This window comes from Synergistaceae bacterium (assembly GCA_012728235.1).
Lineage (GTDB): Bacteria > Synergistota > Synergistia > Synergistales > Synergistaceae > JAAYFL01.
Genome location: JAAYFL010000043.1, coordinates 1 through 5,053 on the forward strand (window position 1 = coordinate 1; position 5,053 = coordinate 5,053).

The window sequence follows — 5,053 nt, forward strand, 5'->3', positions numbered from 1 at the left end:
CCGTTCGACTTGCATGTGTTAAGCACGCCGCCAGCGTTCGTCCTGAGCCAGGATCAAACTCTCCGTTTGATTCTGGTTGTGTTTTCTACTCACATTTTCATTTAAGAAAATATGAGCAGCTCAGTTCGCCGGCTTATAGATTTTTCTTCCCAAAAATGTCGAGAAAAACCATAAGTTATGTTTACAAAATACAATCATAGAATTATTTTAAAAATTAAAATAATTTGAAATAAAAAGTTATGACTTGGGCCAGAATTTTACCTTGCGGTTATTTCTGACTTGTGTTTCATCCAACCAAATAAACTTCCTAGAAAGTCAATTAATCCAGTTAGAATCTACTCTTTCGCTTTTCCTTTATTCTCTTGTCAAGGTGCGTGCACCAACCTCTGAACGAAGAGGTGCAGAAAGTATTTTACCATTTATACAGGAAGTGTCAATGCGATAAAAAAGATTTTTTATTTTCTCTGACATTACATTTTAGCCAAAAACTGCTACTAATACATCTTAATAAACATTATTGTACGATACATAGTTGACAATAAGTATTTTCATAATATTTTAGTATGTTTTTTTGGGAAAATAACGCTAAAAAGATTGTTTTTATTTTTTTATATATTTTATTAGGTGTTTTTACGGGGATACACTTCTGAAAAAACTAGATTTATTAATGGCAAAAGAATCATGGAATAAAAAAGAGTTCATAGACAAAATATGCAAGACTCAATTAAGAGCCTTGCATATTAATAGATTACAGATTCCTAAATAAGAGCTATATAGAGATTCTTACTTAAGGATAGCAGTTAAAAACCAGATGTTTTTGCTATGAGCTGCTACAAAGTCTTCGAACATTGCAACTGTTTCAAAGTCTCCGGCCTCATCGGCGGTGTTTCTTATATCTGTAGCCAAAGTTCTCATAGTTACAAGATCATTCTTTAAGATCTCTAAGCTTTCTTTAATGTTGAAGTCTCTGGCTTTAATTTCTTCTATGTCTGTCAACTGTAGATATTCAGCCATAGTGGATGCCGGATGAACGCCCTTCATCTTAAGAAGTTCCGCAACTTCGTCATAGGCTTCAAAGAAGCTGTTATAGATTTCCTCTGTCAGATTATGTACCTTTAAAAACTGCATACCTACTACATTCCAATGCACGTTGTGCAGTTTAACATTCAACAAAGCCAGGTTGGCTAAATACTTTTGTAACATATCATAATGCTTCATTAAAAAACCTCCTGTTTTATTTGATTATGTAATCATTGTATGTTAAAAGAGAAGGAACAAAAAGGCACAAATGTGTTCGTTGGGGTGAGACTATGAAAAAGAAAATTTCTAACGGCTTCAAAATTGTCCAAGATTTAATAAAGCTAAGCTGGATTCCCGAAATTCTAAAGTCTATAAATTACGGTAATCACCGCTATTCTGATATCTTAAACAGCATTCCCTATATGAGCCATACGGAACTTAACAGAAAATTAGCTGTTCTAGTAGAGAAGAATGTAATTCACAAGAACCTAGATGATCAGGCCATATCCTATTCTCTCATGGAATTCGGGAAAGACTTAGTACACATTTTTTATCACTTAGAGGATTTGGAAGAAAGGTACTTTTAATATTCTCAGTAGGGTTCAATTTTGTTTTTTAAAAATCTTGTTTTGTCATTACTTAAAATGAAGGAATTAAAAAAGGCGGTAGAAAATTCTACCGCCACTGTAATTTTATTAATCTGCAACCTTAAAACTATTTCTCTTTTTTAATTGTTACCATTCTTTGTTCGCCCTCATGCTCAATCAAAATCATAAGAGTTGAACCTGATGCCCATTTATTTGCCATGTAAGTATTCAGTGCGTTTTTATCTAGGGCCGAAAGATCTTGTCCGTTTATTTCTAGCACCTTGTCATTCATAACAATCTTTGCGTCGGCAGCTGCGCTTCCCGGCTCAACTGTCTTTACTCTATAAACGTTCTGGAGATCTTTGTCCGTCAGAGTTAACCCAAGTTTCTTCTCTCTAACATTTCCTGAACCAGGCTGTTGGTCAACGGCTTCATTTACTATTTCGTCCAGCGGAGTATGGTCGATGTTGTGGCGCACTTCTTTTATGATTGGGATAAGATGGTCTATACCGCGTTTGCGTTCGAAAACTGTACCGCTGCTGGATACTTTTTCCGTTTGAGTTACCATCATTTTGACGTTGCCATCTCTTTCAAGCAAGTTAAATCTAACGGTTGCATTTTGATAGACAGCCCAAAATCCATCACCGAAGTTTTTATCGAAAGTGATTTTATGAGGAGTTACTTCATTAACGACAAAGTTTTTACCTGTCATTACTTCTATCAACAAGTCTTGAACTTGTTCTGGTTTGCAATCTTTAATGGTGGTTGTATAAATGGATGCTGCAAAAGAAGTGGATACAAAGATAAACAACAGAGCAAAAGCCAAGGATATTCTTTTCATTATTAAAGCCCCTCTTATTGAATTTTACACTGCTAGAACTTGCTCATAATACTAACAAATATTACTCTGTGCAACATGTGCTAAAGGTAAATATTCGGACAATCCAAATTTCCAGAAATTATTATATCTTACTAAAGGTGTTGTTTATTGAAAAAGAGGTTGTTTTGGTTGGGGTAGTTTTAAGAAAAGCGATACTTTATAATATAGATGTTAATTTACAACTACATATATTAGTTACATAAAGGGAGGGTATTTATGTGAAGAATTCTGAATTATTTATTACAGCAAATGGAAAGAAATTCCCCACAGGATCATTACTATACTTAAAAGACAAATTGGATAATGCGGACGAAGACACAATGTTGCTTTTAAGCACTATCGACTTCAAGGACCCCTTCATTATGCTAATTATTTCATGGTTTGTCGGAACTTTGGGAGTTGACCGTTTTTTGATTGGAGATAAAGGCCTGGGTGTTGCAAAACTTCTAACTCTTGGTGGGTGCGGTTTTTGGGCGCTTATAGACCTGTTTTTAATTAGCTCAAGAACAAGAGAAACTAACTTAGCAAAATTAAATGAAGTCTTATATAGGTAGAAACAAAAAAACAATAATTATTATTTTTGTATTAGCTTTATACGTGTACTTTTTGCAAGTAAGTAATATATATTCTCCAATTACATATTTTTTTGGAATTATAACCCCCACAACGGGAACAACGAGAGCTTGGAGATATTTTATAAGAGGAGACATTGCTTCTGCTTTTAAAAGTAATCATTTGTTTCTTTTGTCTCCTGTTTTTGTTTTTTTATATTATAAATTGGCTTTCAAAAATGAGAAGAAATACACAAAAGCGATTATTTTTATATCAATCATTTATTTTATTTATTTTTTGATAAGAAACATCTTCTGATTATGTTTCTTTGCAGGACATGTCATATAGAAAACTTACTACTTCTTGTAATGTCCCATACAGCTCAAGACGTATATAACACCCTCACGCTCTTGGTACACTAGGCGGTGCTCTCTATTTATCCTTCTTGAGTATGTTGCATGTTTGAAATACTTTAAACGCTCTGGTTTTCCTAGCCCTTCATCTACACCTTCAGAAAGTATGCTTTTTAGCAATGCAACGATTTTATCAACACAGTTTTGATCCCCATAGCTCTTAAACTGATTGTATTCAGTTTCAGCAGTTTTAGAAAATTTTACAATCATTACTTGTAAATCACTCACCTTAGTTGAATTTATAAATCTATATCAAACGCTACGTAATTCCCCTTATCTATCTCCTCTTCAGCATTTCTAAGTTTCAATAGGTACTTTAAATTGCTTATCTCTCTCATAACATCATTAAAGCGATCTTCACTCAAAACGACTATGTTTTCATCTTCCGGTCTGGTTACTATTAATATTTCTTTGTTTTTTATAACTCTGTCTAAGTTCTCTTTAAGTGATTTTCTAAATGTGCTCACACCAGTAGCTTTCACTACATTTCCTTCCAATAACATCATTTCGCTCGGTCTCCTTCCGTGTTGCAAAAACATTACAGACGAACTCGCACATCTGCAATGCTAAATAATGGTACCATATTTGGTACATATATTCAATCATTTCTTGTACAGTTTTTAGTTTATTAATTTTAAGTTGTTATATACAACAATAAAAATAGTAGTACTAAACTTTGTTTGACACACTTTGTATCTTTAGCGATAATGTAAAAGGAATTTTAAAATATACAAATATGAACGGCACTTGATTAAAGTTAGTATTTTAAAATGAATATAAGTGTGTTTTTTATATCTAGAGAAAGTATTCTCTCTCAAAATTTAATTGATTTATAGCCAGATGGCCTAAATGTGATTTGTTTTGATCTTGCTGAAGGGAAGAAATCAATGAAAAAACTGACAGAAGAAGACATAAAGAACAGATATATTACTCCGGCCATAGAAAGCTCTGGGTGGAACAAAGAGCAGATTTTCATGGAATATTTTTTCACGAATGGACAAGTAATTGTCAGAGGAGATCAAGTGAAAAGAGGCAAGCAGAAAAAAGCCGACTATCTCCTTACACGAAAAGATAACAACCACCCACTGGCTATAGTAGAGGCCAAATCTGCAGAATATTTTGTTGGAGCTGGAATGCAGCAAGCCATCTCATATGCAGAAACTCTAGATATCCCTTTCGCATACTCTTCAAACGGTAGCGGGTTCATTGAACATGATTTCTTTACCGGAATAGAAACTGAACTTTCATTAGAACAATTCCCCACTGAAGAAGAATTGTGGAAACGCTATCTTCTGGGAAAAAATATTCATGACACGAAACAAGAAAAGATAATAGAGGAACCGGATTACTTTGATCCTTACACCCAAAAGAAAGCTCGTTATTACCAACGTATAGCAATAGACAGAACAGTAGAAGCTATAGCAAAAGGACAAAAGAGACTTCTTTTAGTAATGGCGACCGGGGCTCGTGTCATAATAATGACAGGGTGCATTAACGTTTTGGAATCAGGGGTTTCAGGAACTTCTATTAATAATAATTCATGCATTTCTTAGAGTCTTAGGTATAATTTTAGAATGTTATTAAGCTTATTTTTCTAAAAA

At 33.8% G+C, this 5,053-nt stretch carries 8 protein-coding genes and 1 rRNA gene; 4 read left to right on the forward strand and 5 right to left on the reverse strand.

The features are described from left to right. Positions 1-68: ribosomal RNA gene (locus GXZ13_03730) — 16S ribosomal RNA — on the reverse strand; the annotation flags it as partial. A gap of 715 nt (positions 69-783) precedes the next feature. Continuing rightward, complete coding sequence (locus tag GXZ13_03735; protein ID NLX74948.1) at positions 784-1,218, reverse strand: DNA starvation/stationary phase protection protein; 435 nt, start codon at positions 1,216-1,218, stop codon at positions 784-786. Between the two features lie 92 nt (positions 1,219-1,310). On the opposite strand from GXZ13_03735, the gene GXZ13_03740 reads away from it, so the two are divergent. Beyond that, complete coding sequence (locus GXZ13_03740) at positions 1,311-1,607, forward strand: helix-turn-helix transcriptional regulator (GenBank protein ID NLX74949.1); 297 nt, start codon at positions 1,311-1,313, stop codon at positions 1,605-1,607. 127 nt (positions 1,608-1,734) lie between these two features. On the opposite strand, the gene GXZ13_03745 is transcribed toward GXZ13_03740, so the two are convergent. Then, positions 1,735-2,448 carry a PDZ domain-containing protein gene (locus GXZ13_03745; GenBank protein ID NLX74950.1) on the reverse strand — a complete coding sequence of 238 codons (714 nt, stop codon included), beginning with the start codon at positions 2,446-2,448 and terminating at the stop codon, positions 1,735-1,737. A 359-nt stretch (positions 2,449-2,807) separates the two neighbouring features. On the opposite strand from GXZ13_03745, the gene GXZ13_03750 reads away from it, so the two are divergent. Together GXZ13_03750 and GXZ13_03755 are read left to right on the forward strand one after the other, a co-directional pair. Then, complete coding sequence (locus GXZ13_03750) at positions 2,808-3,041, forward strand: TM2 domain-containing protein (protein NLX74951.1); 234 nt, start codon at positions 2,808-2,810, stop codon at positions 3,039-3,041. Then, complete coding sequence (locus tag GXZ13_03755; protein ID NLX74952.1) at positions 3,022-3,357, forward strand: DUF2752 domain-containing protein; 336 nt, start codon at positions 3,022-3,024, stop codon at positions 3,355-3,357. The genes GXZ13_03750 and GXZ13_03755 overlap by 20 nt, the downstream gene beginning before the upstream one ends. Before the next feature lie 38 nt (positions 3,358-3,395). Here GXZ13_03755 and GXZ13_03760 read toward each other — a convergent pair whose 3' ends face one another. Together GXZ13_03760 and GXZ13_03765 are read right to left on the reverse strand one after the other, a co-directional pair. Beyond that, positions 3,396-3,662, reverse strand: coding sequence for a Txe/YoeB family addiction module toxin (locus tag GXZ13_03760; GenBank protein NLX74953.1), 267 nt, complete (start codon positions 3,660-3,662; stop codon positions 3,396-3,398). Between the two features lie 29 nt (positions 3,663-3,691). Next, the gene (locus GXZ13_03765; GenBank protein NLX74954.1) at positions 3,692-3,958 is read right to left on the reverse strand and encodes a type II toxin-antitoxin system Phd/YefM family antitoxin; all 267 of its coding nucleotides are present in this window, start codon (positions 3,956-3,958) and stop codon (positions 3,692-3,694) included. A gap of 381 nt (positions 3,959-4,339) precedes the next feature. On the opposite strand from GXZ13_03765, the gene GXZ13_03770 reads away from it, so the two are divergent. Next, positions 4,340-5,005, forward strand: a complete 666-nt coding sequence (locus tag GXZ13_03770) for a hypothetical protein (protein ID NLX74955.1) — start codon at positions 4,340-4,342, stop codon at positions 5,003-5,005. The last annotated feature ends 48 nt before the right edge of the window (positions 5,006-5,053 follow it).

What these genes read in the sequence shown, in the direction of transcription:
- GXZ13_03760 (NLX74953.1), bottom strand. Translation starts at nt 3,662, where the DNA reads ATGATTGTAAAATTTTCTAAAACTGCTGAAACTGAATACAATCAGTTT.
- GXZ13_03750 (NLX74951.1), top strand. Translation starts at nt 2,808, where the DNA reads ATGTTGCTTTTAAGCACTATCGACTTCAAGGACCCCTTCATTATGCTA.
- GXZ13_03745 (NLX74950.1), bottom strand. Translation starts at nt 2,448, where the DNA reads ATGAAAAGAATATCCTTGGCTTTTGCTCTGTTGTTTATCTTTGTATCC.
- GXZ13_03755 (NLX74952.1), top strand. Translation starts at nt 3,022, where the DNA reads ATGAAGTCTTATATAGGTAGAAACAAAAAAACAATAATTATTATTTTT.
- GXZ13_03740 (NLX74949.1), top strand. Translation starts at nt 1,311, where the DNA reads ATGAAAAAGAAAATTTCTAACGGCTTCAAAATTGTCCAAGATTTAATA.
- GXZ13_03770 (NLX74955.1), top strand. Translation starts at nt 4,340, where the DNA reads ATGAAAAAACTGACAGAAGAAGACATAAAGAACAGATATATTACTCCG.
- GXZ13_03765 (NLX74954.1), bottom strand. Translation starts at nt 3,958, where the DNA reads ATGATGTTATTGGAAGGAAATGTAGTGAAAGCTACTGGTGTGAGCACA.
- GXZ13_03735 (NLX74948.1), bottom strand. Translation starts at nt 1,218, where the DNA reads ATGAAGCATTATGATATGTTACAAAAGTATTTAGCCAACCTGGCTTTG.